This is a genomic window from Streptomyces sp. NPDC030296, from assembly GCF_055572815.1.
On sequence record NZ_JBVICQ010000010.1, the window covers coordinates 289,504 to 316,498 of the forward strand.

22 protein-coding genes are annotated in these 26,995 nt (G+C 71.9%); 10 read left to right on the top strand and 12 right to left on the bottom strand.

Features of this window, described 5'->3' with window-relative positions:
- The first annotated feature begins 29 nt into the window (after positions 1–29).
- Genes ACZ4Z3_RS28620 through ACZ4Z3_RS28630 form a run of 3 tightly spaced genes read left to right on the top strand, consistent with a single transcriptional unit; the run spans position 30 to position 2,800 of the window.
- Positions 30–878, top strand: a complete 849-nt coding sequence (locus tag ACZ4Z3_RS28620; RefSeq protein WP_468503722.1) for an IclR family transcriptional regulator — start codon at positions 30–32, stop codon at positions 876–878.
- Between the two features lie 42 nt (positions 879–920).
- Positions 921–1,781 (top strand): fumarylacetoacetate hydrolase family protein, encoded by an 861-nt coding sequence (locus ACZ4Z3_RS28625; RefSeq protein ID WP_468503723.1) that lies wholly within the window; start codon positions 921–923, stop codon positions 1,779–1,781.
- Between the two features lie 11 nt (positions 1,782–1,792).
- On the top strand, positions 1,793–2,800 hold the full coding sequence (locus tag ACZ4Z3_RS28630) for a zinc-dependent alcohol dehydrogenase (RefSeq protein WP_468503724.1): 1,008 nt from the start codon (positions 1,793–1,795) through the stop codon (positions 2,798–2,800).
- 57 nt (positions 2,801–2,857) lie between these two features.
- Here ACZ4Z3_RS28630 and ACZ4Z3_RS28635 read toward each other — a convergent pair whose 3' ends face one another.
- Together ACZ4Z3_RS28635 and ACZ4Z3_RS28640 are read right to left on the bottom strand one after the other, a co-directional pair.
- Positions 2,858–5,539: a winged helix-turn-helix domain-containing protein gene (locus ACZ4Z3_RS28635; protein WP_468503725.1), complete on the bottom strand. Its 2,682-nt coding sequence runs from the start codon at positions 5,537–5,539 to the stop codon at positions 2,858–2,860.
- Positions 5,540–5,772: 233 nt separating this feature from the next.
- Entirely contained in the window at positions 5,773–6,345 is a 573-nt protein-coding gene (locus ACZ4Z3_RS28640; RefSeq protein ID WP_468503726.1) for a MarR family winged helix-turn-helix transcriptional regulator, read from the bottom strand.
- A 132-nt stretch (positions 6,346–6,477) separates the two neighbouring features.
- Between ACZ4Z3_RS28640 and ACZ4Z3_RS28645 the strand changes: the two genes are divergently transcribed.
- Both ACZ4Z3_RS28645 and ACZ4Z3_RS28650 read left to right on the top strand, forming a co-directional pair.
- Positions 6,478–6,825, top strand: coding sequence for a VOC family protein (locus tag ACZ4Z3_RS28645; protein WP_107465644.1), 348 nt, complete (start codon positions 6,478–6,480; stop codon positions 6,823–6,825).
- A gap of 53 nt (positions 6,826–6,878) precedes the next feature.
- On the top strand, positions 6,879–7,196 hold the full coding sequence (locus ACZ4Z3_RS28650; protein WP_468503727.1) for a hypothetical protein: 318 nt from the start codon (positions 6,879–6,881) through the stop codon (positions 7,194–7,196).
- A 49-nt stretch (positions 7,197–7,245) separates the two neighbouring features.
- Here ACZ4Z3_RS28650 and ACZ4Z3_RS28655 read toward each other — a convergent pair whose 3' ends face one another.
- The 6 genes from ACZ4Z3_RS28655 to ACZ4Z3_RS28680 all read right to left on the bottom strand — a co-directional run bounded on the left by ACZ4Z3_RS28655 (position 7,246) and on the right by ACZ4Z3_RS28680 (position 15,381).
- Positions 7,246–9,099 (bottom strand): RICIN domain-containing protein, encoded by a 1,854-nt coding sequence (locus ACZ4Z3_RS28655; protein WP_468503728.1) that lies wholly within the window; start codon positions 9,097–9,099, stop codon positions 7,246–7,248.
- Positions 9,100–9,176: 77 nt separating this feature from the next.
- Positions 9,177–10,913, bottom strand: a complete 1,737-nt coding sequence (locus tag ACZ4Z3_RS28660) for an amylo-alpha-1,6-glucosidase (protein WP_468503729.1) — start codon at positions 10,911–10,913, stop codon at positions 9,177–9,179.
- Between the two features lie 98 nt (positions 10,914–11,011).
- On the bottom strand, positions 11,012–11,836 hold the full coding sequence (locus tag ACZ4Z3_RS28665) for a carbohydrate ABC transporter permease (RefSeq protein WP_468503730.1): 825 nt from the start codon (positions 11,834–11,836) through the stop codon (positions 11,012–11,014).
- Positions 11,833–12,801, bottom strand: a complete 969-nt coding sequence (locus ACZ4Z3_RS28670) for a carbohydrate ABC transporter permease (protein ID WP_468503731.1) — start codon at positions 12,799–12,801, stop codon at positions 11,833–11,835. Before ACZ4Z3_RS28670 ends, ACZ4Z3_RS28665 begins: the two co-directional genes overlap by 4 nt.
- 39 nt (positions 12,802–12,840) lie before the next feature.
- On the bottom strand, positions 12,841–14,085 hold the full coding sequence (locus ACZ4Z3_RS28675) for a sugar ABC transporter substrate-binding protein (protein WP_468503732.1): 1,245 nt from the start codon (positions 14,083–14,085) through the stop codon (positions 12,841–12,843).
- A 246-nt stretch (positions 14,086–14,331) separates the two neighbouring features.
- On the bottom strand, positions 14,332–15,381 hold the full coding sequence (locus ACZ4Z3_RS28680; protein WP_468503733.1) for a LacI family DNA-binding transcriptional regulator: 1,050 nt from the start codon (positions 15,379–15,381) through the stop codon (positions 14,332–14,334).
- A gap of 303 nt (positions 15,382–15,684) precedes the next feature.
- On the opposite strand from ACZ4Z3_RS28680, the gene ACZ4Z3_RS28685 reads away from it, so the two are divergent.
- The 3 genes from ACZ4Z3_RS28685 (at position 15,685) to ACZ4Z3_RS28695 (ending at position 20,421) form a co-directional block, all read left to right on the top strand.
- The gene (locus tag ACZ4Z3_RS28685) at positions 15,685–18,378 is read left to right on the top strand and encodes a cellulosome protein (protein WP_468503734.1); all 2,694 of its coding nucleotides are present in this window, start codon (positions 15,685–15,687) and stop codon (positions 18,376–18,378) included.
- A 208-nt stretch (positions 18,379–18,586) separates the two neighbouring features.
- Positions 18,587–19,135: a DUF1062 domain-containing protein gene (locus ACZ4Z3_RS28690; protein ID WP_468503735.1), complete on the top strand. Its 549-nt coding sequence runs from the start codon at positions 18,587–18,589 to the stop codon at positions 19,133–19,135.
- Between the two features lie 101 nt (positions 19,136–19,236).
- Positions 19,237–20,421: a pyridoxal phosphate-dependent aminotransferase gene (locus tag ACZ4Z3_RS28695; RefSeq protein WP_468503736.1), complete on the top strand. Its 1,185-nt coding sequence runs from the start codon at positions 19,237–19,239 to the stop codon at positions 20,419–20,421.
- Positions 20,422–20,426: 5 nt separating this feature from the next.
- Here the strand turns inward: ACZ4Z3_RS28695 and ACZ4Z3_RS28700 are convergent, their stop codons facing one another.
- Positions 20,427–21,020, bottom strand: coding sequence for a TetR/AcrR family transcriptional regulator (locus ACZ4Z3_RS28700; protein WP_468503816.1), 594 nt, complete (start codon positions 21,018–21,020; stop codon positions 20,427–20,429).
- A 155-nt stretch (positions 21,021–21,175) separates the two neighbouring features.
- On the opposite strand from ACZ4Z3_RS28700, the gene ACZ4Z3_RS28705 reads away from it, so the two are divergent.
- A complete protein-coding gene (locus ACZ4Z3_RS28705; protein ID WP_468503737.1) occupies positions 21,176–22,078 on the top strand; it encodes an NAD(P)-dependent oxidoreductase in 903 nt (300 codons plus the stop codon).
- A gap of 113 nt (positions 22,079–22,191) precedes the next feature.
- Complete coding sequence (locus tag ACZ4Z3_RS28710) at positions 22,192–23,295, top strand: AraC family transcriptional regulator (RefSeq protein WP_468503738.1); 1,104 nt, start codon at positions 22,192–22,194, stop codon at positions 23,293–23,295.
- A gap of 56 nt (positions 23,296–23,351) precedes the next feature.
- Here the strand turns inward: ACZ4Z3_RS28710 and ACZ4Z3_RS28715 are convergent, their stop codons facing one another.
- The 3 genes from ACZ4Z3_RS28715 to ACZ4Z3_RS28725 are packed head-to-tail and all read right to left on the bottom strand — an operon-like array spanning position 23,352 to position 26,991.
- Positions 23,352–24,773 carry an aldehyde dehydrogenase family protein gene (locus ACZ4Z3_RS28715; RefSeq protein ID WP_468503739.1) on the bottom strand — a complete coding sequence of 474 codons (1,422 nt, stop codon included), beginning with the start codon at positions 24,771–24,773 and terminating at the stop codon, positions 23,352–23,354.
- The gene (locus tag ACZ4Z3_RS28720; RefSeq protein WP_468503740.1) at positions 24,770–25,648 is read right to left on the bottom strand and encodes an SDR family NAD(P)-dependent oxidoreductase; all 879 of its coding nucleotides are present in this window, start codon (positions 25,646–25,648) and stop codon (positions 24,770–24,772) included. The genes ACZ4Z3_RS28715 and ACZ4Z3_RS28720 overlap by 4 nt, the downstream gene beginning before the upstream one ends.
- Positions 25,645–26,991 carry a flavin-containing monooxygenase gene (locus tag ACZ4Z3_RS28725; RefSeq protein ID WP_468503741.1) on the bottom strand — a complete coding sequence of 449 codons (1,347 nt, stop codon included), beginning with the start codon at positions 26,989–26,991 and terminating at the stop codon, positions 25,645–25,647. Before ACZ4Z3_RS28725 ends, ACZ4Z3_RS28720 begins: the two co-directional genes overlap by 4 nt.
- Positions 26,992–26,995: the final 4 nt, after the last annotated feature.

Consider the following 26,995-nt stretch of genomic DNA (forward strand, 5'->3'; position numbering starts at 1 on the left):
CGGTACGACGATCTACAGTCTGGAACGCCATGCAGGATACGCAGACGTACGACGAATCGACAGACCCCGCCGGGGTGGGCGGGGCCGGGTCCGAGGACGGCGGTGCGGCCGGCCCGGAGGGGGGCCGTCTCGTGGGCTCGGACCGGGTGCTCGCCGTGCTCAAGGAGCTGGCCCGGTATCCCGACGGGGTGGGGCTGGACGAGCTGACCCGGGTGATCGGCAGTCCCAAACCGACCGTGCACCGGGCGCTGGGGGCCCTGCGCCGGGCCGGTCTCGCCGACCAGGACGACAGCAGCCGCTATGTGCTCGGGGACGAGTTCCTGCGCATGGCGTTCGCGCACCACGAGGCACGGCCCGACCACGTCCGGGTCCGGCCGGTGCTGGAGGCGCTGGCGCACCGCTTCGGGGAGACGGCGCACTACGCGGTGCTGGACGGCCGGGAGGTCGTCTACCGCGCGAAGGTCGACCCGCCCACCGGGGCCGTCAGGCTGACATCGACGATCGGCGGCCGCAACCCCGCCCACTCCACGGCGGTCGGAAAGGTGCTGCTGGCCCGGGAGTTGACATCCCTGGAGGAGGTCCGGGCGTGGGTGGGTGACGTGCCGCCCGAGCGCCGGACGCCCCGGACGCTGTGCACGGCGGCCGACCTGCACGCCGCGCTCGGGGAGGCGGCCGCCCAGGGCTATGCCTGCGAAGACCAGGAGAACGAGACCGGTGTGCACTGCCTCGCCCTGCCCGTGTACCTCACCTCGCCCACGGCCCCTTCCGGCGCGGTGAGCATCAGCGCCCTCGCCTACCGGACGCCCCTGACCGCCCTGGTGGACGCGCTCGACGAGATCCGGGCGCTGCTCGGTCCGCTCGCCGAGCCGCACGCCTGACCCACCCCCGCTCCCCCGCCGCCCCACCCTGGAGACAGCCCCGTGTACCTCATGCGCATCGGCGCCCACGGCGCCGAGAAGCCCGTCGCCCGCATCGACGACGAGACGTATGTCGACCTCTCCGACACCGTCACGGACTTCGACGAGCGCTTCTTCGGCTCCGGCGGCCTGGACCGCGTACGCCCCCTGGTGGCCGAACGCGTGGCCGCGGGCCGGGTGGCGCGGTTCGCGGGGGAGCGCGTCGGCGCCCCCTTCGCCCGCCCGCACCAGATCCTGTGCATCGGGCTCAACTACCGTGACCACGCGGCCGAGAGCGGCATGCCCGTGCCGGACGAGCCGATCCTGTTCACCAAGTCGCCCAACACCCTGATCGGCCCGAACGACGATGTGCGCATCCCGCGCGGCTCGACGAAGACGGACTGGGAGGTGGAGCTCGGCATCGTCATCGGCCGCCGCACCTCCTATCTGGAGTCGGTCGAGGAGGCACGTGAGGCGATCGCCGGCTATGTGGTCGTCAACGACGTCAGCGAGCGCGGCTTCCAGCTGGAGCGGGGCGGCCAGTGGGCCAAGGGCAAGTCCGCCGAGACGTTCAACCCGGCGGGGCCCTGGCTCGCCACCGCCGACGAGATCGACGACGTCCTCGCGCTCGACATGTGGCTGGACGTCAACGGGGTGCGGCGGCAGACCGGCAGCACCAAGACGATGGTCTTCGACCCGTACTTCATCGTGCACTACCTCAGTCAGTTCCTCGTCCTGGAGCCCGGCGACCTCATCAACACCGGCACCCCGCCCGGCGTCGGCATGGGCCTGACCCCGCCCACCTACCTCCGGCCCGGTGACGTGATGGAACTGGGCATCAGGCACCTCGGCGTCCAGCGGCAGCGTGTCGTGGCGCCCCGGTGAGCCGTCGCCCCATGCGTGCCTTCGTGCTGACCGGTCCCGGCGCGTACGAGGTACGGGAGGTGCCCTCGCCGGTGGCGGGCGCCGGCGAGGCCGTGGTCGACGTCGAACGGGTCGGGGTGTGCGGTACCGACGTGGAGTTCTTCACCGGCGAGATGGCCTACCTCCATCAGGGGCACGCCGCCTACCCCCTACGGCCCGGCCATGAGTGGTGCGGACGCGTCACGGCGGTGGGGGACGGTGTCGACCCCGGCTGGATCGGCCGCCGCGTCATGGGCGACACGATGCTCGGCTGTGGCGGCTGCCGCCGCTGTGAGCGCGGGCGTGGGCATGTGTGCGAGGCGCGGCAGGAGGTCGGCATCCGCGGTGCGCGGGACGGAGCGCTGGCGGAGCGGCTCGCCGTTCCGGCGTCCTCGTTGCACGCGCTGCCCGACTCCGTCGACGCCGTCCTCGGCGCGCTCGTCGAACCGGGCGGCAACGCCCTGCGCGCCGCGCGGGCCGCCGCGCCGGGCCCCGGCGACCGTGCCCTGGTCCTGGGCCCGGGGACGATCGGCCTGCTGACCGCGATGTTCCTGCGTGCCGCCGGTGCCGAGGTCCATCTGATGGGAGCCACCGAGGGCTCCCTCTCCTTCGCCCGCGGCCTGGGCTTCGAGCACGTCTGGACGGAGGACTCGGTGCCCGACCTGCCCTTCGACGCGGTCGTGGACGCCTCGAACGCCGCCCCGCTGCCGGCGAGGGCCCTGGAACTCGTCGAGCCGGGCGGCCGCCTCGTGTACATCGGGCTGGCCGGGGAGCCCAGTCCCCTCGACACACGCGCCCTCGTCCTCAAGGACGTCACGGCGGTCGGCATCCTGTCCGCGTCCCCCGGTCTCGACGCCACGATCCGGGCGTACGCCGACGCGACGGTCGACCCCGGACCGCTCGTCGCCGCGACCGTGGGCCTCGACGAGGTCGGCCCCGTCCTCGCCGGCCGACGCCCGGCGGGCGCGGGACCCGGACCGAAGATCCATGTCACCCCGTGAAGCCGGGTACGGCGTGGTAGGACGAAACCCATGACCCCCACGCCAGATCCGGGATCGTCACAGCAACCGGAGTTCACGGGCGCGGCGTACCGCGTCGTTGCGGCGGTTCACGGCCAGTTTGCGGTAGGCGCTCTTGAGGTGGGTCTTCACGGTGTTGATTGACACGTACAGGTCGGCGGCGATCTCCTCCGTCGACATCATCTCGGCGGCCCGCCGCAGAACGTCCCGCTCGCGTCCGCTCAGCTGCTCCACGATCACCGCGGAGTCGTCGGCGGGGGCGGCGTCCGGGTGGGCGGTGCCGGGCTGGAGCCAGCCCGCCGCCAGTTCCCGCAGGGGCGGCGCGACGAGGAACGGCCGGATCCAGGGGCCCGTCTCGTGGAAGGGCCGGCGCAGTTCGTCGCGGCGCGCCTGGTGCAGGGCCCGGGCCAGGAGCCTGCGGGTGGCGGCGGGGTCGCCCGCCCGGTACGCGGCCTGCGCGCGGACCAGGGTGGCGCGGACGGACACCGCGGGGCCGCCGCGCTCCTCCGGGTGCGCCCGGTCGAGCAGGTCGAGCGCCGCGTCGGGCCGGCCGGCCGCCAGCTGGGCGCGGGCGGCGCCCACCGCGCACGCCGGCTGGTCCTCGGGCAGTGACCTGAGCAGTTCGGCGGCCTCCTCCGGTCGGCCCTCGGCGAGGTGGACGTCGGAGGTGATCAGCGTGGCGCACGCCTCGGCCCAGGGGGAGGCCACCTCGGCGGGGACGGACGACCGTACGGCCCGCAGCGCCGCCCGGGTCCGGTCGCGTGCCAGCAGCAGACGCGCGGTCGTGAGGGCCTGGCCGGCGTCCAGCACCGGGTCGCGCAGCACGGACTCGGAGCCGTCCACGGTCTCCAGGAGGGACTCGGCGGAGGCGAGGTCGTCGCGGTCGACGGCCACGGCGGCCAGGACCAGTCGTCCGACGCCGCAACCGGACGGCTGCGACGGTCCGCACCGCTCCGCGGCGGCCGTCGCCGCGCGCGCGGTGCGCTCCGCCCGGCCGGTCCAGCCGTTCAGGCAGTCGATCAGCGCCAGGCGGCCCAGGCAGTCGGCGCGCAGGAGTTCGGTGGCCGCTCCGCCGGCGGCGTCGATCACCGAGGACAGGGCGGTACGGGCGTCCTCGAAGCGGCCGCCCCACAGCAGGGCCGAGCCCAGGTGGGCCACGAGCTGCGCGGTGAGTTCCGGATGCTTCTCCAGCAGGTCGGCGGGGATCCGGTTGCTGAGTCTCTCGGCCGCCGCCACCGCCCGGAGCGCCTTGCCGGGTGATCCGGTCTGCCGGGCCACCACGGCCTCCAGCAGGGCGCAGCTCAGCCAGGCGGCCGCGAGGCCGGTGGCGTCCTCCGCCGGGCCCCGCGCCATGAGGCCCTCCTCCGCGTGCCGCAGGTGGGCCAGGCCCCGGTCGACGTCGTGCCGGGCCAGTTCGCGGGCCGCGCGGACCAGGTCGGTGGCGGGGCTCGTCGCGTCGGGGCCCATCCGGGAGAACAGGTCGGCCAGTTCGTGGGAGCGCAGTCCGGTGAACAGCTGCCCGATGGCGAGGTCGTCGACGAGGACACCGGCGGTGAAGTCCCAGACGCCCGCCGCGGCGCCGTGGTCGAGGGTCTCGGTGAGGGAGCCGGAGTCGCGCAGCCACTCGGCTGCCCTGCGGTGCAGTTCGGGTTCGAGACCGGGTGCGCGCTCATGGAGGTGGGCGCGGAGTATCTCCCCGAACAGCGGGTGGAGGCGGTACCAGTTGTGGCCGAGGTGCTCCACGAACGCGTTGGCGCGGTGCAGCCCGGCCAGGATGGGCTCGGCGTCGAGGCGTCCGGTCAGCGCGTTCGCCAGGTCGGGGCAGAAGCGGTCGAGGACGCTGGTCCTGAGCAGGAGGTCCTGCGTCTCGGGTGTCTGCCGCTTGAGCACCTCCGCCAGCAGGTAGTCGGCCATCGGGGTGCGGTCGGCCTCGAACTCCTTGAGGTAGGTCTCCGGGTGCGGGCTCTCGCGTGCCGCGAGGGCGCACAGCCGTAGCCCCGCCGCCCAGCCGCGGGTCCGCTCGACGAGCGCGTCGGTCTCGGCCGGCGGGAGGCGCAGTCCGTGCAGCTTCAGCAGGGTGGCGGCCTCCTCCGGTGTGAAGGCCAGCTCCGCGTCCCTGATCTCGGTGACCTCGCCCGCCACCCGGTAGCGGTGCAGCGGCAGCAGCGGTTCGGTGCGGGTGACGAGGACCAGGCGCAGTCCCTCCCCCGCGTGGTGCAGCACGAAGTCGAGCTGGTCCGGCACCTCGGGGGCGGTGACCCGGTCGAACTCGTCGAGGACCACCGTCACGGGCCGTTCGCGTGCGCTCAGCGCGGTGGCGAGCCGGGTCAGTGTCGCGGGGTCGACCCGGCGGGCGTCCGTGGGCGGATCGACCTCGGGCAGTCCCTCGCCGCAGAGCCGGAGTGCCTCAAGGAGGTACGCCCAGAACATGCCGCCGACCTGGCCGACCGTGTCGGCGGTGAGCCAGACCACGGGGCCTTCCCGCCCGTCCGCCCAGTCGGCGGCCAGCAGCGTCTTGCCCGCGCCGGCGGCGCCCTCCACCAGGGTCAGCGGCGTCCGCCCGGCTTCGTCCAGGCGTGCGACCAGCCGGTCGCGGCGCAGGAATGTGGTCGGGCGTACGGGTAGGGCGAACCGGGTCCGCAGGAACGGGTCGCCCTTCGGGTCGGCCCGCTCCGCGGCTCCCCCCGATGCGTTCTCCTCGACCCCGGCCACGGCGCTCACCACCTGCGTTCGTCAGGTCGTGGACAGGTTGTCCGTCCTCAGCATCCCAGTGTTCGCGCCTGCCCGCCCGTCCGGCGCAACCCTGCCGTTCGAGGGACGGGCCACCAGGGCTACGGGCCGGGCCGAGGCGGGGCCGGAGAAGGGCGGGGCGGGGTGGGGCACGGGGCAGGCGGGGCAGGGCGGGCGGAAGGGCTTCCTCCGCCTGGGCGCGACTCGCTAGGTCGTGACAGGCCCTAGGCCTGCGGGCGGCGGCCGCTGCGGCGGGGGGCCGGGGCCGCGCCGTCGAGGAGGGCGAGGCGGCGCTCCTCGCCGTGCTCCTCGACCTGGAGGACGACGCGCCGCAGTCCGTCGGCGACGCTGCGGCACTCGTCGACGTCGAGCTGCGCGGCGACGAAGGCCTCCTCCTCGTTGAACGCGGGGAACACGCGCCGCATCAGCTCCTCGCCATCCTCGGTGAGGCTGAGCAGCACCAGTCGGCCGTCGGTGGGGTGCCCCGCCCGCCGCAGCAGGCCCCGCTTCTCCAGCGTCCGGGAGACCCCGGTGAGCGTCCCCTTGGAGATGCCCGCCTCCTCAGCGACGTGCCGGGTCTCCGACTCGCCCCAGATCCAGACCACCCACAGCACGACGAACGCCGTCCAGGTCAGGTCGGCGCCGCGCAGCACCGAGTTCTCCAGGTGCTGCCTGACCGCCGACGCGGCCCGGTAGATGTTGGCGACGACGGCCATCTGCTCGTGGCGGACGGGGATGCCCCCGAGCTTCGCCTCCGCCAGCTTCTCGGCTTGCGTGATGGATCGTTGGCCGGGCACGGGCACACTCCTTGACGCCATGGGGCACATCGGATCTCAGATGTCGTTCGGCTCCAAATTGTACGGAGCGCGGCGACGCGAGCGGTGATCACGTCCCCCGCCCGGAGAGCGCCGCGGCCCTACCATGGCGTCATGTCCGTCGAACTGTTCGCAGGCGTCCTCGTCAACGACTACGAAGCGGCACTCGGTTGGTACGAGCGCCTGTTCGGTTCGCCGCCGACGTTCATCCCGAACGACACGGAGGCCGTGTGGGAGCTGGCGGAGCACCGGTACGTGTACATCGAGCACCGGCCGGGGCGCGGCGGTCACGCCCTGCACACCGTGTTCGTCGACGATCTCGACGCCCGTGTCGAGGGGATCACGGACCGGGGGCTGAAGCCCGCGAACCGGGAGACCTACGCCAACGGCGTCCGCAAGATCACGTACCACGACCCGGACGGCAACGAGATCGGCTTCGGCGGCGCCCCCGCCCAGCTCTGACCGCCGCCCGTCGGACGCCCCCTCCTCCGGTCAGGACGCGCAGGACGACACCCATGCCTTCCGGTACGCCTCCCCTCACCCCGGAGCAGGCCGTCGAGCTGGTCCGGGCCCGGTACGCCCGGCCGCGGTCGGCCGACGGCTCCCCCGCCGAGCTGCACGTGCACGAGTTCGACGTCGGCTATCTGGTGTACGCGGTCCTTCCGCCCCGCACCGATCCCTCCGGCCGCCCGACGCCCGCTCCGCCGGGCGGCGCCAAGGTCGTGGTCTCCAAGGAGACCGGCGAGACGGTCACCGTCCCGAACCTCCCGACGGAGCAGGCCGTGGCCCTCTACCGGCGGAATCTCGCGCACGCCGCTCAGCGCCACCGGTAGGTCTGCTCCGAAAGGGGGCCGTGGTCGTCGTCCGCGGCCCCCGAGGGCGTCAGCTCTTGCCGAGGAGGCGCCAGATCTGGTTCTTCTTGGTGCCCAGCGCGCTCGCCGGGTCACAGGGCCACTGGTGGATCTTCGCGCCGGCCGCGGTGGAGATCTGGCTGACGTCCACGCACTTGCCGCTGTGCACGGCGACCAGTTGGTAGTCCTTGCTGTTGCCGAGGGCGCTGACGGGCTTGAGGGTGAACATCTGGTTAGTGGAGCCGTTGCAGGTGTACTGGATGACGGCTGCGCCGTCGGCGGTGGAGGCGCTGGCGACGTCCAGGCACTTGCCGCTGTACTCGTTGACGATGGTGTAGGTGTCCGCCCGTCCGGCGACCGGCTTGAAGTCGAGCATCTGCTGGTAGCCGCCCTCGCAGTGGTACTGCTGGTACTGCGTGCCGTTGGCGGTGGAGCGGTTGGTGTCGTCCAGGCACTGGCCGCTGTGCTGGGCGACGGCCACGGTGGAGACGGTGGTGTGGGACGGCGGGAGCAGGGTGACGGTGTAGCCGTCGGAGGCGTTCGTCCACGGCACGTTCACCGAGGTTGAGTTGCCGCTGACGGTCAGGGTCTGGTCGGAGACCGTCTCCGGACCTGTCACCGCGGCGCCGCCGTTGTTCGGTACGCGCTGGACGATCGCGCGGACCCGGTTGCCCTCCACCACCGAGGTCGTGTCGAGACGATCGAGGTTCACGGTCACGGTGCCGGTGTTGCCGTTGCTGCCCAGCAGGATCTTCGCGTCGCGAGCCGCGTTGTCCTTCGTCGCCAGCCCGTCGATGTTCGTGCCGGCCGTGACCTTCACGACGTTCCCGGTCTGCGAGCCGTAGTACCGGTAGAGGAACCACTCACCCAACGGCAGGTACTGGCCGGCGCTGTTCTTCGTGAGCAGCTTCGCCTGGAAGTCGTGCAGGTTGTTCGCGGACGCCCAGTTGGCGCGCAGGCCGTCGGCCCCGGCCCGTTCGAGGCGGGAGATGTACCAGCCGCCACGGCCCGGGTTCTGCTCGGTGGTGCCGGCGTACTCGTTGACCTGGAACGGACGGCTCGTCGTCATCGACCGCGCCGACAGCATGGATTTCACCGCATTGCTGTCGGCGACCGGGTCACCGGGCAGATCGTGCCAGCTGTAGGTGTCCGGCTCGGCGTCGTTCGCCTTCACGTAGTCGAGATACGTGTTCCACCAGGTGTTGCTCCCGGAGGGCTTGCCGCAGGTACTCGGCCCGACGACGACGGCGCCGGGGAAGGCGGCCCGGATCTTCTGGTAGGAGCGCTTCCACATCTGCAGGTACTGGGCCTGGCCCGAGCCCCAGAACGAGCGGCAGTCGGGCTCGTTCCAGATGTCCCACTCGATGTCGGTCATCCCCGCGGCCTTCACGTCCCCGAGGAGCCGGTCGTAGAAGGCGTCGAAGCTCGACCAGTCCCCGTTGTCACCGGGGAAGGTGGGCGTGGTGGTCCCGTCCGCGCCCCACAGGTCGTGCACCAGCATGACGAAGGTTCCGTCGAGCGCCTTGGTCCGCTTGTACTGGGCCAGGGTGCTGTTCCACCGGCGGTCGTACTTACCGGCGACCCAGCCGCCCGGCTTGTCCAGCTGGGCCCCGCCCGCCCTCATGAACTTCCACTTGATGTCCGTGTAGAAGTGGTCCTGGGGCAGCGAGCCGTTCTCGGTCATCCCGTAGATCGTGCCCGAGGCGCGGTAGGTGGGAGCGCCCCCGGTGGTGGCGAAGTCGACAGCGACGCTGGTGTCGGCGGCCTGGGACGGGCCGGCGGGCACCAGGGTCGTGGCCAGTGCGGCCAGGAGTACGGCGACGGTCGGGGTCAGTCGTCGCCGGGTGCGGGCTGCTGCTCTGGGAGGTGCGGTGCGCGACGTCATCGTGCGGCTCCTATGGACGGGAGAAGGGTGAAGGTGACCGGGCCCGGTCGGTCCCGGGGCATGAGGGAGGCGGCAGGTCAGCGGCTGTCGCGCTGGGTGTGGGCCTCGGCGAGGAGTAGGTAGGCGGCGGCGGTCCAGGTGTAGGCGCGGTCGCGCAGGCCCGTGCCGGTGAGGGCGTCGAAGTTCTCGGCGAAGCCGTGGGTCTCGCACAGGGCGCGGAAGCGGGTGCTGATCTCGTCCGCGAGGCGGTGGTGGCCTGCGCGGCGCAGGCCGTCCTCGACGAGGACGGTGGCGGGGGCCCAGATCGGGCCGCGCCAGTAGCCGTCGGAGAGGTAGTGCGGCGAGTCGGGTTGTTCGGTGGCCAGGCCGTACGGGGTGAGGTGGGTTCCGATCCGATCGGCGAGGACGGCGCCGACGGACTCCGGCAGGTGCTCCCCGAGGGCGATGGGCATCAGGTCGAGCAGGCTCGCGCTGGTCCAGATCTCGCCGGTGTCGGCCGACCGGGCGGCGAACCGGTCGCCCTTCCACAGGTCGCCGAGTATCGCGGCCTGCGTCTCGTCAGCCGTCCGCGTCCAGCGGCGGACGTCATCCGGCCGACCCAACTCCTCCGCCAGCGTGACGAGTTCGCGCAGTTGCAGGGTGAGGAAGGCGGCCAGGTCGGCGGTGACGACCACGCGTGCGGGGTCGAAGGTGGTGGCGTTGTCCCAGCCGCTGTCGTTGCCGTGCTGGTAGTGGGGCAGGGCGGCACCGGGTGCGCGCCGGGCGGTGAGCCAGAAGTCCGTCCAGCGACTCAACCGCTTGTACGCCTCTGTGAGTTGGGCGTGGGTGAGCGGTTCGGGGAGCCGTCGGCGCAGCAGGCCGAGCGTCCAGCCGTGGATGGGGGGCTTGACGAAGTTGTGCAGGACCTCGGAGTGGGTGACCGAGTCGGGCAGGGCGCCGGTCTCGTCCTGGTGGTCGAAGGGCAGGGAGAACTGGTCCCAGGCCAGGTCGGGGAAGCCGGGGGCGAGGGCGAGGGCGTTGAAGCAGTGGTCCCAGCTCCACACCTTGTCCATCCAGTGCTTGGACATCAGCACCGCGGGCCGGGTCACGAAGCCCCGTGGGCGGACGGTGGCCGACCACAGGACGTAGGCGGCGAGTTCGGCGGCCGGGGTCCCCGCCGAACGCCAGGGCGCCACGCGGTCGGCGAACGCGGCGAAGGCGGTGCGCGCGGCCGTCACGACCTGGTCGAAGCCGGTGGTCGAGGTGTAGGGGCGGCGCGCGGTCTCGTACTCCTCGACCGCCACCTCCCACGTCCGGTCTGCTTCGGCGCCGACCGTGACACCGCGCTCCGCACCGCCCAGCGCCTGCGCTCCGGGCACTCCGTCGACGGTGCCGGACAGGACGGTGATCCGGTAGCGCCGCCCGGTCTCGTACGAGGTGAAGACGTACGCCTCGGAGCCGGGCTCCCGGTAGAAGTAGGTGCCGCTGAACGGGGTCAGGGTCCGCGCGGCGGCCCGGAGGGCGAGGGAGAGGCCGCTCCCCCGCAGCCGTACGGTGTCCGGCGTCTCGTAGGCGAGGTCGACGCGGCCGTCCGCACCGGTCCAGCCGAGCAGGCCGGGGGTCGCCTCGACGCGGGTGTCGGCCCGGCCGCCCGTCACCGGGTCCAGGGGGACCAGGCGCAGCACGGCGTGCATGCCGTTCTGGTGGGAGACGAGGTGGAGGTCCTCGGCGCGCGTCTTCTCCGCCAGCACGGGAGAGATGCCGAACCAGGACCCGTACGTGCTGAAGGGGATGTCGTGGACGGAGAAGGACGGGCCGGACGGTGCGGCGGTCATGAAAGGTCACTCGTTTCTCGGCAGGGGGGATCGCGGCGCACCGCGTGGCGGTGGCGCCGTGACGTGGAGGGAGGAGGGACGTGGAGGGAGGAGGGAGGTCAGTCCTTGACCGCGCCGGCGGTGACGCCCGCGGCGACGTACCGCTGCGCGAGGACGAGGATGACCGCGGCCGGCAGGGAGGCCACGACGGCGGTGGCCATGATGGCGTTCCACTCCTGGTTGTTGTTGCCTATGTAGTGGTAGATGCCGAGCGTGATCGGCTCGTGGGCCCCGCCGTTGACGAGGGTCCCGGCGAAGACGAAGTCGGACCACGACCACAGGAACGCGAACAGCGACACCGTGACGACGGCGTTGCGGCTCATCGGCAGGACGATCGACACGAAGGTGCGCAGCGCCCCGGCGCCGTCGGTCTTCGCGGCCTGGAGCAGTTCGCCGGGGATGCCGGACATGAACGCGGTGAAGATGAGCACGCCGAAGGGGACGGCGAGGGTGGAGTCGGCGACGATCAGGCCGGGGACGGACTGGAGCAGGCCGAGTTGGAGGTAGATGGCGTAGAAGCCCATCGCCATGATGATGCCGGGGATCATCTGGGCCGCCAGCAGCAGGAAGCTGAGGATGCCGCCGCCACGCGGGCGCAGCTTGGCCAGCGCGTACCCGGCGGGCGCGGCCAGGGCCACCGTGAGGACGACGGTGCCCAGGCCGACGACGAGGCTGGTGCCGAGGTACGGCACCTGCTCGTGCAGCACGGTGCGGTAGCCGTCGAGGGTGCCGTGCGCGGGGAACAGGTCCGGTGGGCTCTTGCGCATGTCCTGCTCGGGGGTGAGCGACACGTTGAGCATCCAGTAGACCGGGAAGAGCATGAGCCCGGTCAGGAGAAGGCCGAGGGCGGTCTTCCACCAGGAGCGTGCGGCGCTTCGGTTCATGACAGTGCCTGCTTTCGCTGGACCTTCAGGTAGATCAGGCCGAACACCAGCGCCGCGACCACGAGCAGGTTGCCGACGGCCGCGCCGGGCCCGAAGGCGGGCAGGAGGTTGCCGAATCCGAGCTGGTAGGACCAGGTGGCGAAGGTGGTCGAGGAGTCGGCGGGGCCGCCCTTGGTCATGATCCAGATGATGTCGAAGACCTTGAGCGTGTAGACCAGCCCCAGCAGCAGCGTGATCGCCGACACCGGGCGCAGCAGCGGGAAGGTGATCCGCCAGAACCGCTGCCAGGCGTTCGCCCCGTCGAGGGCGGCGGCCTCGTACAGGCTTTCGGGGATGGATTGGAGGCCGCTGTGGAGGACGACCAGGTTGAACGGGACGCCGATCCAGATGTTCGCGATGATCACCGAGGTCAGCGACCAGTCGGGGGAGGTCAGCCAGTTCACCGGGCCGACGCCGACGGCGTGCAGGGCCGCGTTGACGATGCCGGAGTCGCTGTTGAGCATCCACGACCAGGTCGAGCCGGACACGATCAGCGGCAGCAGCCACGGCACCAGGAACAGCGCCCGCAGGGTCGTGGAGAGCCGGAAGTGCTGGTGGAAGAAGACCGCGAGGGCCAGGCCGATCGCGTACTGGAAGACCAGGCAAACGGCGGTGAAGACGACGGTGTGCAGCAGGGCCGGCGCGAAGGTCGGGTCGTCGAAGATTTTCGTGTAGTTCGCCAGGCCGGTGAACGGCGCGTCGCCCTGGACGAAGGAGCGGACGGTGTAGTTGCGCAGGCTGAGGTCGAGGTTGCGGTAGAGCGGATAGGCGTAGAAGAGGGCGAGGTAGAGGGTGACCGGGGCGAGGAACGCCCAGGCGGCCCACTGTGGGGAGGTCGGGCGGCGCCGTGCTCGCGCGTCGACCGGCCGGGGGGCGGCGGCCGCCGCCGCTCCCTTGCGGACCTGTGCGGGTCGGCGATCCGGCATCTGTGTCACGGGGTTCATCTGCGGACCGGTCAATCCCGGCTACTGGGCGGCGGACTGCGCCTTGGCCAGCGCGTCCTTCGGCGACCCGGCACCGCTGAGGGCGGACTGCACGGCCTTCCACAACTGCTCGGAGATCTTCGGGTACTTGGTGCCCAGGTCGTCGCTGGTGCGGCCCTTGGCCGCCCTGACCGCGTCCACCCAGGGCTTGAGCTGGGCGTTGGCCGCGATCTGCTTGTCCTGAACCTCGGCGGTGGGCGCCACGTAGGACAGGGTGGTGTCGGTGTCGAACAGGTTCTGAGTGCTGGTCAGGCAGGTGGCCAGCTTCCGCGCGGTGGCGTAGCGGCTGGTGTCGCCCTGTACCGGAAGGGTGACGAACTCACCGCCGGTCGGGGCGGCGGCGTTGCCCCCCTGCGCGCCGGGTATGGGAAGGACGCCGTAGTCGAAGCCCGCCTTGTCGGCATTGGCGAGCTGCCAGGTGCCGTTCTCCGCGAACGCGTAGTCGCCGCTCGCGAACTCCTGCCAGCTCGTCGTCTGCGTGTTGTTGATGACGGAGTTGGGGGCGTAGCCCTTGTCCAGCCAGCCCTTCCACAGCGACAGCGCGGAGACGGCCTGGTCGGAGTCGAGGTCGGTCAGCTGGGCGCCGGAGCCCCAGAACCACGGCAGGAACTGGAAGCTGCCCTCCTCAGTCCCGATCGCGGAGAACGTGATGCCCTTCTTGCCGGCCTTCTTCACCTTCGCCAGCGCCGACGTCAGCGACTTCCAGTCCTTGACCGAGGCGACGTCCACACCGGCCTTCTTCAGCACCTCCTTGTTGTAGTAGAGGGCCAGGGTGTTGGCGCCGATCGGTGTGCCGTAGGTCTTGCCGCCGGACTGGCCGGCCGCGAGCAGGTTCGGGTCCGCCTTGGAGGTGTCCAGCTTGTTCTCGTCGGTCGTGGTCAGCACGCCCGCCTCGGCCAGCGTCGACACCACCGGGTTGTCGACGATGAGCACGTCGGCGGAGTTGTCCTGCTGCGCGGCCAGCAGCGCCTTGTTCGACAGATCGCTGGTGTCGAAGGCGGTCCGCTTGATCTTCACGCCGGCCTTGGTGCCGCACTTGTCGAGCAGCTTCGCCCAGGCCGAGCCCTTGTCGAACTGCGGGTACGGGTCCCAGATCGTGTACGTGCCACCGTCCGTGTCCTTGGCGGCACCGGTGCTGCCCGAGCCGGAGGAGCAGGCGGTGCCGACGACGGCGACGACGGTCGCCAGGGCCGCGGCGAGGAGACAGCGGCTGGTGGTTCTACGCATGGCGGGTTCCTTGCTTCCAGGCACGGCTGTGCCGTGAGAGGGGCGGAAGAGGGGCATACGGGCACACCGAACGGCCCTGTCAGGGGTGTCGATTCGGGCTGACCGGTGCACAGAGAGGCGAACGGGAAGGCCCGTGGTCTGCGGTCAGGAGTCGCTGGTCAGGGATTGCGGCTAGGAGGACAGCGGTTCGGAGATCGGCGGCTCGGGGCTTGCGGCTCGGGGATCGGCGGCTCGGGGAGCCGCGGTTCAGGAGGGGCTGGCGGGTGTCGGGGCCTGGGCGAAGGAGGCGCCGCCGGCGGGGCCGGTGCTGGCCCGCAGGGAGATCGGCGGGGCGAGGAGGAGGTGGCGGGGAGCGGCGCCGGGGTGGTCGAGGCGCTCGATGAGCAGGTCGACGGCGCGCCGGCCCATCTCCTCGGCCGGTACGTCCGCCGCGGTGAGCTGCGGGGTCACCGTCTGAGCCCACCTGGACGCGACCACTCCCGTCACGGAGAAGTCACGCGGTACGTGGCGGCCCGCGTGGGCGAGCCCCCGGTAGAGACCGCCCAGGGCGGCCTCGTTCAGCGTGACCAGGGCCGTGGTGGCCCGATCGTCGTGCAGGATCTGCTCCAGACACGCCTGCCCCGAGGCGGCATCGTCACCGCAGCAGTACGTGCGCACGGTCAGCCCGCGTTCCGCGGCGGCCTTGGTGAAACCGTCCAGGCCCCGGTGCGCGGACTCGTAGCCCGCCCGCAGAAGCTGCTCGGGCCGGTTGACGAAGGCGACCCGGCGGTGGCCGAGGTCGGCGAGGTGGTGGACGCACGCCGCGGCCAGCGCGGTGTGGTCCAGGCCCACCCACCAGGTGCCCTCGGGCCGGGCGGTGCGGCCGATGGTGACGGAGGGGAAGTCCAGTTCGGCCAGGTGATCGACCCGGTCGTCCTGCAACCTGATCTCCATCAGGATCGCCCCGTCGACCCGCCGCTCCCCCAGCAGCCGCTGGAACGAACGGTCACTGTCCACACCACTCGGCGACAACAGCACGTCGTAGTCATGAGCCGCCGCCGCCTCCACCACACTGCCGATGAAATCGAGCTGCATCCCCGTGTAATGGTTGCCTGCCGGCGGGAAGACCAGACCGATCGTGCTGGTCCGCCCGTTGGCCAGGGCCCGGGCACTGGCGTTCGGACGGTAGCCCAGCTCGTCGATGACCCGCTGGATCTTCTCCCGGGTCTCGTCCGACACCGGACGCTTGCCACTCAGCGCGTACGACACGGTGGAACGCGAGACACCGGCTCGCTTGGCGATCTCACCGATGTTCACGGCACTCCTTCGTCGAACCGGTTCGAGGGCGAACCGCTCGTCGAACCGGTTCGCGTGAAGGGAAGGTAGGAGCCGCCCCGGACACTGTCAACCCCTCGCGCCGCGCTCCGCACCGCCTGTCCACGGGTCCCTGTCGGGAGTATTGCTGGGGCGATACGGCGATGCTAGGTTCCGGCGAACCGGTTCGACAGAGCCGCACCCTGTCACGCGATCCTCGAATCGACCCCCGGGATGCCGGGCTCCCCCACCCCGTATCCCATCGAACCGGCTCGGCCCTGGGCGGATCACCTCACGGAGACCTCAGTGCGACGCAATCGCAGCAGAACCCGAGCCGCGGCAGCCGGTGCCACCGGGGTCACGGCCCTCGCCGCCCTGCTCGCCGGACCCGCCGCGGGCACCGCCGGCGCGGCGGAGCCGGAACGGCTCGTCATCGATCTCGGCACCGACACCGGCGCCTTCCACGGCGGCGCCTCCGGCTCCCTGTACGGCGTCTACGGCGACGGCGTACCGAGCCGCAACCTCATCGAGGGGATGGGCCTGCGCACGGTGTCGACGAAGGCGCAGGACGGTCCCCAGCATCCGGGCGCCGACGCGCTGGAGATGCTTCCGCCGTTCGTGGACTCCGGCGGCAAGGACGTCTACATCTACATGACCGACATCTACCGCGGCTTCCCCTACCAGTGGCCGGGTGCCGACGGCCCCGCCCGGCTCGCGGACTTCCAGCAGAGGATCAGGAAGCAGGTCGCCCAGGTCAAGACGATGGGCGCCTACAAGGACCATGTCGTCTACGTCCCCTTCAACGAACCCGAGGGGAACATGTTCGGCACGGGCGAGTGGAGCTACGACAAGGTCTCCTGGCTCGACGACCCGCAGCACTTCTTCGCGGCGTGGAAGGACACCTACCGGCTCATCAAGGGCCTCGACCCCGAGGCGCGGATCGCCGGCCCCAACACCTCGGTCCTCTACGACCAGATCAAGGGCTTCCTCCGGTACGCGAAGGCCAACGACGTCGTGCCGGACGTGATGACCTGGCACGAGCTGTCCTCACCCGCCAAGGTCCGCACGAGCGTGGCCACCTACCGGGGGTGGGAGAAGGAGATCGGCGTCGGCCCGCTGCCGGTCAATGTCAACGAGTACGGCCACAACTACCACCTGTCGGTGCCGGGCCAGGTCGTCCAGTGGGTCTCCGCCATCGAGGAGTCCAAGATCGACGCCGACCTGGCGTACTGGAACATCGACGGCAACCTCAACGACTCGGCCGTGGAGGCCAACAGGGGCAACGGCCAGTGGTGGCTGTTCCACGCCTACGCGCAGATGTCCGGGCACACCGTCGAGGTGACCGCCCCACACCCCAACCAGCAGTACACGCTCCAGGGCGTGGCGACCCTGGACGAGGACAAGAAGCAGTCCCGGGCCCTCTTCGGCGGGCAGAGCGGCGCCGCGGACATCGTGTTCCGGAACATCGACCCCGCTTTGTTCGGGACGACCGTGCGGGCCACGGTCCAGGAGATCCCGTGGACCGGTCAGGTCGGGGACTCGGCGCAGCCGCTGCGGCTCTCGGACCGGGAGGTGACGGTCGGCGCCGACGGTTCGGTGACCCTGCCGATGACCGGCATGAACGAGATGTCGGCGTACCAGGTCATCCTCTCCCCCGGCGGCAACGGCGGGGACCCGGCCGCGCCGTCGGTGAGCTGGCGCCGGACCTACGAGGCGGAGAACGCCACCTACACCGGCAAGGGCTACTCCAGGAACGGCCCCGAGGGGACGCCCTCGGACGTGGGCAGGTTCGCGACGTCCGGCGCCTACGACGTGGGCGGGCTGCGCACCGGATCCGACGGGGTCCTCGCCTTCGACGTCGAGGTCCCGCGGGACGGCACCTACGACCTGAGCGTCTTCGCCAACTCCTACAACCTCTACGACCTGGTGAAGGAGCAGGGCCCGACCAATGTGTTCCTGCGGGTCGACGGGAAGGACCCTCGGGAGTTGCGGCTGCCGCTCGGCTACAAGTGGGTCGTCTGGGGCCACACCGACACCACCGTCGAACTGACCGCCGGCACGCACCGGATCACGCTCGCCGCGCGGGACCCGGAACTGGGCGTCACCAAGGGCGACGCGATCATCGACAAGATCGACCTCGCGCTGCGCGACGAGAACGTGATCGCCCCCGCGATCTACGAGGCCGCGTACGCCTCGCTCTCCGGGACGCGGCCGGACTACGGCCGGCCCGGTGCCTCGGGTCCCGGCACGGTGCCGCTGGCGAAGGGCGACTCGGCGACGTTCTGGGTGTACGCGCCCGCCGACGGCGAGGCGACCGTGTCGGTCGACCACCTCGGCGGCGGCCGGGCGGGCCTCTCGCTCAACGGCGAGCGACTCGACGTGCCCGAGGTCGGCGGGGCCGGGAAGGGCACGGACCGGGTGCAAGTCTTCCTCTCCGGCGGCATCAACAAGATCACCGTCACCGGCACCGCCCGTGAACTCGCCCTCGACCGGCTCCGGATCGCCCCGTCCGCCGGCTCCCTGAAGACCCGCGTGTACCAGGCGGAGGACGGCACGGTGACGGGGGCCGCCAAGGTGACCGACGCCTACACCTTCGCGACCAACGGCAAGGCGGTCACCGGCATCGGCGACGGCAGGGCCAACGCGCTGACGTTCGACGTCGTCGCCGAGCGGCCCGGCCGGCACGCGCTGACCATCCGCTACTCCAACGCGGAGCAGGCGCCCGCCACCCACTACAACCCCGACCCGATCGCCCGCCACGCCGACCTCTCGATCAACGGCGGCGCGACCCGGCGGATCCTGTTCCCGACGACCTTCCACTTCAACAACTTCTGGGACCTGACCGTCCCCGTCACGCTGGAGAAGGGTGCCAACCGGCTCACCTTCACCGCGGAGGAACTGCCCGACTTCGACGGCGACACCTACAACCAGTACGACCAGCGGTCGCCGTACGCCCCGGTCATCGACCGGATCGGCGTGACACCGCTGGCCGGGAGGTAGTCGGGGCCGGTCCGGTGGGGCGCGCGTAAATCGGTGGAACGACGCCGACGCGCGCCGCTACCGTGCTGCCGACCCGAGTCGCCCGATCAAGGACGTGCCGTTGTACACCGTGTGAGACCTCCCGACTGCTGATCTGTCGCGCGTCGCGCCTGTCCGTGCGCCGCGCTGCTTCCTGCTGCGGACTTCTCACTGAAACCGGTGTACTTCTGTGCTCACCACCTGGGTGGTCATGCCCACCTGCCTGCCTCTCGTCGTGCGTCGCTGCTCCGTGTGCGCGTCGGAGCGCTTCCGGGCGAACGGCAAATTCCGTGTCAACGCGAACCACAAGCTCATCGACGCCTGGCTCCTCGTGCGCTGCACGGGGTGCGGGGACACCGCGAAGCTCACGGTCCTGGAGCGGACGCGGGTGCGTTCCCTCCGACCGGAGCTCCTGGACCGGATGCACGACAACGATCCCGCCCTGGCGGCCGAGGTGCTGGGGGATCCGGTCGTACGCCGCCGTCACCGCGTCGCCCTCGACTGGGACGGCGCCTGGCGTCTCGACACCGGCGGTGCGGATCTCCCGGACCGCGAGGTGATCGACGTGTCGGTCCGCTTCGCGGCGCCGATCCCCGTACGACCGGTACGGCTGATCGCCGAAGGCTGCGGTCTCCCGCGGGCCGAGGTCGAGCGGCTGATCGAGGAAGGGAAGCTCGTCTCGGCGGTCCGGCTGAACAGCAGACTCGCCGGCGACTTCACCTTCACGCTCAAGCGCTGACCGTCCCACGGAAACGGGGGCCTGTCCGGCGAGTCCGCCGGACAGGCCCCCGGTGGGCAGGGGGCTGTGTCGGTCCGGGCGGGCGCGCTTAAGGTCCCGGTATGAGCAACGTACGGATCTCGGAGCGCGCCCGGGCGGTCGCCCCGTTCTACGCGATGGAGTTCGGCAAGCACGCCGCCGCCCTGGAGGCCCAGGGGCACCACGTCGTCAAACTGAGCCTCGGGGAACCGGACTTCGGGGCGCCGCCCGCCGTGCTGGACGCGATGCGGGAGGCCATGGACGGGCGCCCCCTGACCTACACGGCGGCCCTCGGGCTGCCCGCGCTGCGGCAGGCCATCGCCCGGTTCTACGAGGACCGGCACGGCGTCGAGGTCGACCCGGCCCGGGTGGTCGTGACCGCGGGCGCCTCGGCGGCGCTGCTGCTGGCCGCCGCCGCGCTCGTCGACCCCGGTGACGAGGTGCTCCTCGCGGACCCGGCGTACCCGTGCAACCGGCAGATCGTCGAGAGCTTCGGCGCCCGCGTCACCCTCGTCCCGACCACCGCCGAGGGCCGGTACCAGCTGACCGCCTCCTCGGTGCGGGCCGGCTGGACGGAGCGCACCCGCGGGGTCATGGTCGCCACGCCGTCCAACCCGACGGGCACCTCGGTGCCGGCCGGCGAACTCGCGGCGATCTGCGAGGCGGCCCGCGAGCGGGACGCGTGGCGTCTCGTCGACGAGATCTACCTCGATCTCGGCGACCACGACGGGCAGGGACGGCCGCCGCGCAGCGCCCTGTCGTTCGACCCCGGTGCCGTCGTCATCAACAGCTTCTCGAAGTTCTTCGGCATGACCGGCTGGCGGCTCGGCTGGTGCGTCGTGCCCGAGCCGCTCGTACCGGCGCTGGAGCGCCTGGCCCAGAACTACTTCCTGTGCGCGTCCGCCCCGGCCCAGCTGGCCGCGCTCGCCTGCTTCACCCCGGAGTCCCTGGCGGTGTGCGAGGCCCGCCGTGTCGAGTTCACCGAGCGGCGGGCGCTCGTCCTCGACGGACTGCGCCGCATCGGGCTGCCGGTCCCGGTGCCGCCGGACGGCGCGTTCTACGTCTACTTCGACGTCAGCGGCACCGGGCTCACCTCGTGGGAGTTCTGCGAACGGGCCCTGCGGGAGGCCCATGTCGCGCTGACCCCTGGCCGGGACTTCGGCGTGGGTACGGCGGACAGCCACGTACGGCTGTCGTACGCGGCGTCGGCCGAGGACCTGCGCGAGGGCATCGCCCGGCTGGGGAAGTTCCTGGCGACCCTGGGGTAGGGCCGTCAGCCGGCGCGTACCGCCGCGTCGAGGAGGGGGCCGAGTTCCCGGGCGACGGTGGTCAGGGCGCGCACGTCGCGCTCGGCCCTGGCCATCAGGATCGCCCCCTCCAGGGCGCTGATCATGAGCGTGGCGAGCGCTCCCGCCCGCTCCTCCGGCACCCCCATGTCCGTCAGCGCCGCCGCCACCGGGCCGGTCCAGCCGGCGAACGCGGCGGCGGCCGCGGCCCGCGTGGACGCGGTGGACTCGGCGCAGTCCACCGTCGCGGCGGCGACGGGGCAGCCGCCCGCGAACCCGACGGTCTCGTACTCGTCGGTCCACTGGCGCACCATCTCGGCGAACAGCCCGCCGGGCGTCGGCTCGTCCAGCGCGGCGAGGAAGCGGGCGACCCGCTTGCCCGCGTACCGGCCCGCCCAGTCCACGGCCTCGTTGACCAGTTGTTCCTTGCCGCCGGGGAAGTAATGCTGCAACGAGCCGCGCGGCGCCCCCGCGTGGGCGGCGACCTCCCGCATCCCGGTCGCCGCCACCCCGTCGCGCCGGATCAGCTGGGCCGCGCTGAAGACCATCCGCTCCCGCGGCCCCCGTACGGACTCCGCCATGCCCCGACCTCCCGCGTCCCGCATGTCCCGGCACCTTCGCGGCCGACCTCACGGCGCCACCCTATGACCGCTGTCATAGCGGGGGCTACTATGACCGCTGTCATAGTCGAGTGCGGGGCGGCGGGCTCATGGACGGGCCGGGAAGGCAGTGCGTCGTGGACGTCGGTTTCATCGGCCTCGGGGTCATGGGGCAGCCCATGGCCCTCAACCTGGCCCGTGCCGGGACACCCCTCGTCGTCTGGAACCGCACCCCGGACCGGTGCGCGCCCCCGCGTGCCGCCGGTGCCGAGGTCGCGGCGGGCCCGGGTGAGGTGTTCGAGCGGGCCGGGACCGTGTTCCTGATGCTGGCCGACGAGACCGCCGTCGACGCGGTCCTGGGCCGCGGCACCCCTGATTTCGCCGCCCGTGTCGCCGGACGCACGGTCGTCCACATGGGCACGACCTCCGCCGAGTTCTCGGCCGCTCTGCGGGACGACATCCGGGCGTCCGGCGGGCAGTACGTCGAGGCACCGGTCTCCGGATCCCGTGTTCCGGCCGAGCGTGGCGAGCTGGTGGGGATGCTCGCGGGCGACGAGGACGCCGTGGCGGCCGTACGGCCCCTGCTCGCTCCCCTGTGCCGGGAGACGTTCGACTGCGGTGCCGTTCCGGGGGCGCTGCTGATGAAGTTCTCCGTCAACCTCTTCCTGATCACTCTGGTCACCGGGCTCGCCGAGGCGTTCCACTTCGCCGACCGGCACGGTCTCGACCGGGGGCTGCTGCGGGACGTGCTGGACGCGGGGCCGATGGCCAGCGCCGTCTCCCGGATGAAGGGGCCCAAGCTGCTGACCCGTGACTTCGCCGTGCAGGCCGCCGCCGCGGACGTCCTGAAGAACAATCGTCTGATCGCGGAGGCCGCCCGCGAGGCCGACCTGGCCTCCCCGCTCCTCGACGTCTGCCACGCGCTCTACGGCGAGACCGTCGAGCAGGGCTTCGGCGGGGAGGACATGGTGGCCGTGGTGCGCGCCCTGGAGGCCCGGACGGACGGTGCCCGGGGGAATCACCGTCACCGCACGCCCTGAGCGCCTGGCGGTCCCGTATGCCAGGTAGGGGGCCTGGGCGGCCACACCCGCGACAGCCCGGGTCCCCGTTGCCTACAGTGAGGGCAGGGACGGCCCGGGCGAGAGGGGACGCGATGCACGATGCTCCCGACCCGGCGACCTCCGCCGCGGCCACGCGCTCGGGCACCAGTCGCAGTACCTCCGCCACCATCGCGCCCAACATCCTGCGGTATCTCGCACGGGTCGCCGAGGAGGACGGTGTCGACCTGCGGCCCGTGCTCGACGAGGTGGGGCTGGACGCCACGGTGATGCGGTCCGCCGCCCTGCGCGTCTCCTACCGGCAGGGCAGCGACGTCATCCGCCGGGCCCTGGAACGGACCGGGGACGAACACCTGGGACTGCGGGTCGGCGCGGCGCAGCATCTCACCGCGTGGGGGCCGCTCGGCCTCGCCATGATGGCCGCCGAGACCTTCCAGGAGGCCATCGAGACGGGCTTGCGCTACCAGAACCTCTCGGGGGCGATGCTGGTGTGGTCGGCCCGTTGGGAGGGCGACGGCTATGTGCTGCGCGCCGACCTGCCGGACCCGGCGCTGGACCCGGCGGTCGCCGTCTTCCTGATCGAGGAGGCGTATTCCAGCGCCGCCACCCTCACCCGGCTGAACGTGGGCGCCTCGTTCGCCCCCGAGGTCGTCGACTTCGCGTTCCCCGCGCCGCGCGACACACGACGGTTCGAGGAGCTGTTCCGCTGCCCGCTGCGCTTCGGCGCACCCGGCAACCGCCTGGTGCTCCCCGCCCGCTGGGTGCGTGCGACGCAGCCGGGCCGGGACTCCATCACCTATACGTCGACCCTGGAGCTGCTGGACTCGCAGCTGGCGTCACGCCGCGACCAGCAGGACCTCCTCGAAGTGCTGGAGGTGTCCATCGCGCAGAGCCTCCCGGACGTCCCCTCCTTCGTGGAGCAGGCCCGCCGGCACGCGTCCAGCGAACGCACCCTGCGCCGCCGGCTCGCCGAGTGCGGCACCACGTACGAGGCGCTCGTCGACGGAGTGCGCCGGGAGAGGGTCGAACAGCTCCTCCCCCGGCCCGAGTCGACCCTGCGCGACATCACCCGTCAGGCCGGCTTCGCCGACGTGCGGGCGCTCCGGCGGGCGGTGCGGCGCTGGCACGGTGTGACACCGGTGGAGCTGCGGGCGAGGCTGCTGGAGCGCCGGGGGGCGGTCGGCAGACCGCCCGCTTGACGTCCGGCCCACGTCGCCGCCCCTGACGGCCCCGATCGCCCCGGGCCTCCTCGGTCTCAGCGCGTCCGGATCCAGACCGTCTTCTCCCGCGTCCACTGGTGGAAGGCGTCGGTCGACTTCTCCGCGCCGCCGAAACCGGACTGCTTCCAGCCGCCGAAGGGCGTGGTGATGTCGCCCTCGCTGTAGGCGTTGACGGACACCACCCCCGCCTGGACGCCACGCGCGAGGCGGAGCGCGGTGTCGAGGTCGCGGGTCCAGACCGACGCGGCGAGCCCGTACTCGGTGGCGTTGGCCAGGCGTATCGCCTCGTCCTCGGAGGTGAACGTCTGGACGGTGACGACCGGGCCGAACAGCTCCTTGGTGAGGACGTCGCTGCCCTCGGGCGGGCGGGTGATCACGGTGGGCGGGTAGTAGGCCCCGTGCCGGGGCAGGCCGTGGGGCAGGCCGCCGGTGTGGACGCGGGCCCCGCCGTCCCGTGCGGCGTCGACCGCCGCCGCGACCCGGGCGAAGGCCGCCCGGTCGATCAACGGTCCCACCTGGGTGCCGGGGTCCGCCGGGTGGCCGATGACCAGGCCCCTCGCGGCGGTGGTGAACCGTTCCACCACCTCGTCGGCGATGTCGCGGTGGACCAGGACACGGGACCCGGCCGTGCAGTTCTGCCCCATCGTGAGGAACGCGGACTCGATCATGTGGTCGATGAGTTCGTCGCCGTAGGAGAGGGCGTCGGCCATCAGCACCTGGGGGCTCTTGCCGCCCATCTCCAGCGACACGCGTTTGAAGTTGCTGTCGGCGGCGTCCTTGAGGATGCGCCGCCCGGTGGCGGTGGAACCGGTGAACGACAGGGCGCCCACGAGGGGGCTGCGGGCGAGGGCGGCTCCGGTGACGGAGCCGTGGCCGGTGAGGACCGTGAGGACGCCGTCGGGCAGGCCGGCCTCGGCGGCGAGCCGGGCCAGGTGCAGGGCCGAGCGCGGGGTCGCCTCGGCGGGCTTGACCAGCAGGCAGTTGCCCGCCGCGAGGGCGGGGCCGACCTTCCAGGCGGTCATGGCGAGGGGATAGTTCCAGGGCAGGATCGCCGCCACCACCCCGACCGGTTCCCGGGTGACCAGGCCCAGGGCGTCCGGTCCGCCCGCGGAGACGCGGCCGAAGACCTTGTCGGCCGCCTCGGCGAACCAGCGGATCGACTCGACGGCGCCCGGCACATCACCGGTGAGGCATTCCGTGATGGGCTTCCCCGCGTCCTCGCTGTCCAGCCGGGCGAGGATCCCGGTGTCGCGTTCCACCAGGTCGGCGAGGCGCAGCAGTACCGCGGCTCGATCCCGGACGGGCAGCCGCGACCACACGCCGGACTCATGGACCCTCCGGGCCCGGTCGGCGGCCTCGGCGACCCCTTCGGCACTGGTGGCGGCCACCGTGGTGATCAGCTCCCCGGTGGCCGGGTCGACGACGGTCAGCAGGGCGGTGCTCTCGACGACGGTCACGCCTCCTCCACCAGTTCCCAGCGTCCGTCGACCTGTCGGGCCAGTCCGCGCCGGCGCAGCTCGTCGAGGTAGCGGGCCATGCCGCGTTCGCCGCGCTGGCGGAACAGCGGGAACATCCTGGGCAGCAGGTTCGGCACCAGCATCGCGAGCCGCACCAGCCGGGACTCGCCGGGCCGGGGGTACGCCTCCAGCCGGGGCCGGTCGAGAAGGCTCACCACGGCGGCCACCACGTCGGCGGGCTGCTGCGGCACGTCCTGGAACTGCAGGGAGTTCCCGCCGTCGACCGCTTCCTGGCGCAGCATCCGGGTGTCGGTCGCCGAGGGCAGGACGGACCCCGCGAGGATGCCCTTGCCGCGCAGGTCCAGGCCGATGGCGAGCATCGCGCCGCGCAGCCCGAACTTCGACGCCGTGTAGATGGGGGTCTCGCCCAGGGGGAAGATCCCGCCGAGGGAGACGGTGGTGATCACGCGGGCGTCCCGCGCGGCCCGCAGCAGCGGTACGGCGATCCTGGTGGTGACGAGCGGCGACGTCAGGTTGACGGCGATCTCCCGCTCGATGCTCTCGACGCTGCGGACGTCGAAGCGTTCGGCGCTGGTCATGCCGACGTTGTTGACCAGCACGTCGAGCCTGCCGTACACGTCGGCGACCTGTTCGAAGAGGTGCTCGACCTGGGTCCGGTCGGTCAGGTCGCAGGCGAGGGCGGTGTGGCCCGTGCCGGGCAGTTCGGCGGCGACGCGCCGGGCGCGACCCTCGTCGAGGTCGACGACGACGCAGCGGGCGCCTCCGGTGGCGAAGCGGTGGCACAGGGCGCTGCCGATCCCGCCGGCGCCGCCGGTCACCAGCATGACCTTGTCGTGGAAGTCGTAGCGGCTCATGACAGCGCCTCCAGGTGTCGCGGGGACCGCACGGCCGGGGGCTGGCCCTCGGTGCGCCAGCCCATGTCGGCGGCGATCCTGGAGAGGTGCTTCACGATGGCGGTGCTGTCGACGTAGCCGGTGTGGCGGGGTGAGGCGACGAACTTGATGCCGCCGGACAGGTCGGGGCGGTCGGTGCGGATCATGCGGGCGAACCGCTCCGCGTTCGGCAGCCGGTGCCGTACGTCGTGGATGTACCCGGCGATCAGCTGGGCCTGGGTGTCGAACAGCCGGTAGGCGCCGGAGTTGGTCTCGATGAAGCCGACGCCGAACAGGCCCTCGTGGTCGCGGGAGAACGACGACAGATACAGGTCGGGGTGCTGTTCGTCGCCGAAGTACTTCTGGGCGACCGGCACCTTGTGGACGTATCCGGTGGCCAGCAGGATCAGGTCGAAGTCGTCGCGGGTGCCGTCGGTGAAGTGGACGGTGCGGCCCTCGGTGCGGGCGATCCCCGGCCGGGCGGTGATGTCGCCGTGCTGGAGGTGGTGGATCAGCAGCGAGTTGATCGCGGGGTGCGTCTCGAACAGCTTGTGGTCCGGCTTCGGCAGGCCGAGGCGGGTCGGGTCGCCGTTGAGGAGCCGCAGGAGGGTGCCGAAGACCCGCTGGGCGAGCCACATCGGCAGGTGCGGTCCGCCGCTCGCGATGGTGTCCACGGGCCGGCCGAAGAGGTGCTTGGGGATGAACCAGTAGCCGCGGCGCATGCTGATCACCGCGTGGTCCGCGCTGCGGGCCGCGTCGCAGGCGATGTCGCAGCCGGAGTTCCCGGCGCCCACCACCAGGACCCGCTTGCCGCACAGTTCCTCCGCGCTGCGGTAGCCGACGGTGTGGCGGATCTCGCCGGTGAAGTGGCCGGGGATCTCCGGCGCGTTGGGGTGCCACTGGGCGCCCGTGCAGACCACGACCTGCCCGTGCGTGGTCCGCCGGCCGTCGGTCCGGGTGACCGTCCAGGTGCCGTCGGCGTTCTTCTCGACGTACTCGACCTCCACGCCGAACTCGATGCGCTCGGTCAGCCGGTAGGCGTCGGCGAAGGAGGTCAGGTACGACAGGATCTGCCGGTGGGGCGGATAGTCCGCGAAGGTGTCGGGCATCGGGAACCCGCCGAAGCCGGACAGGGTCCTGCTGGAGATGAAGTGGGCCGACTCGTACATCGGGCTGCCCGGGTTGTCGATGTCCCAGATGCCGCCCGGCCCGGTGTGCCGTTCGAGGTGGGTGTACGGCAGGTTCCGCTCCGACAGGGCCCTGGCGACCGCCAGCCCCGCGGGCCCCGCCCCGATCACGCATGTGTCGTACCGGCTTGTTTCCATGAAC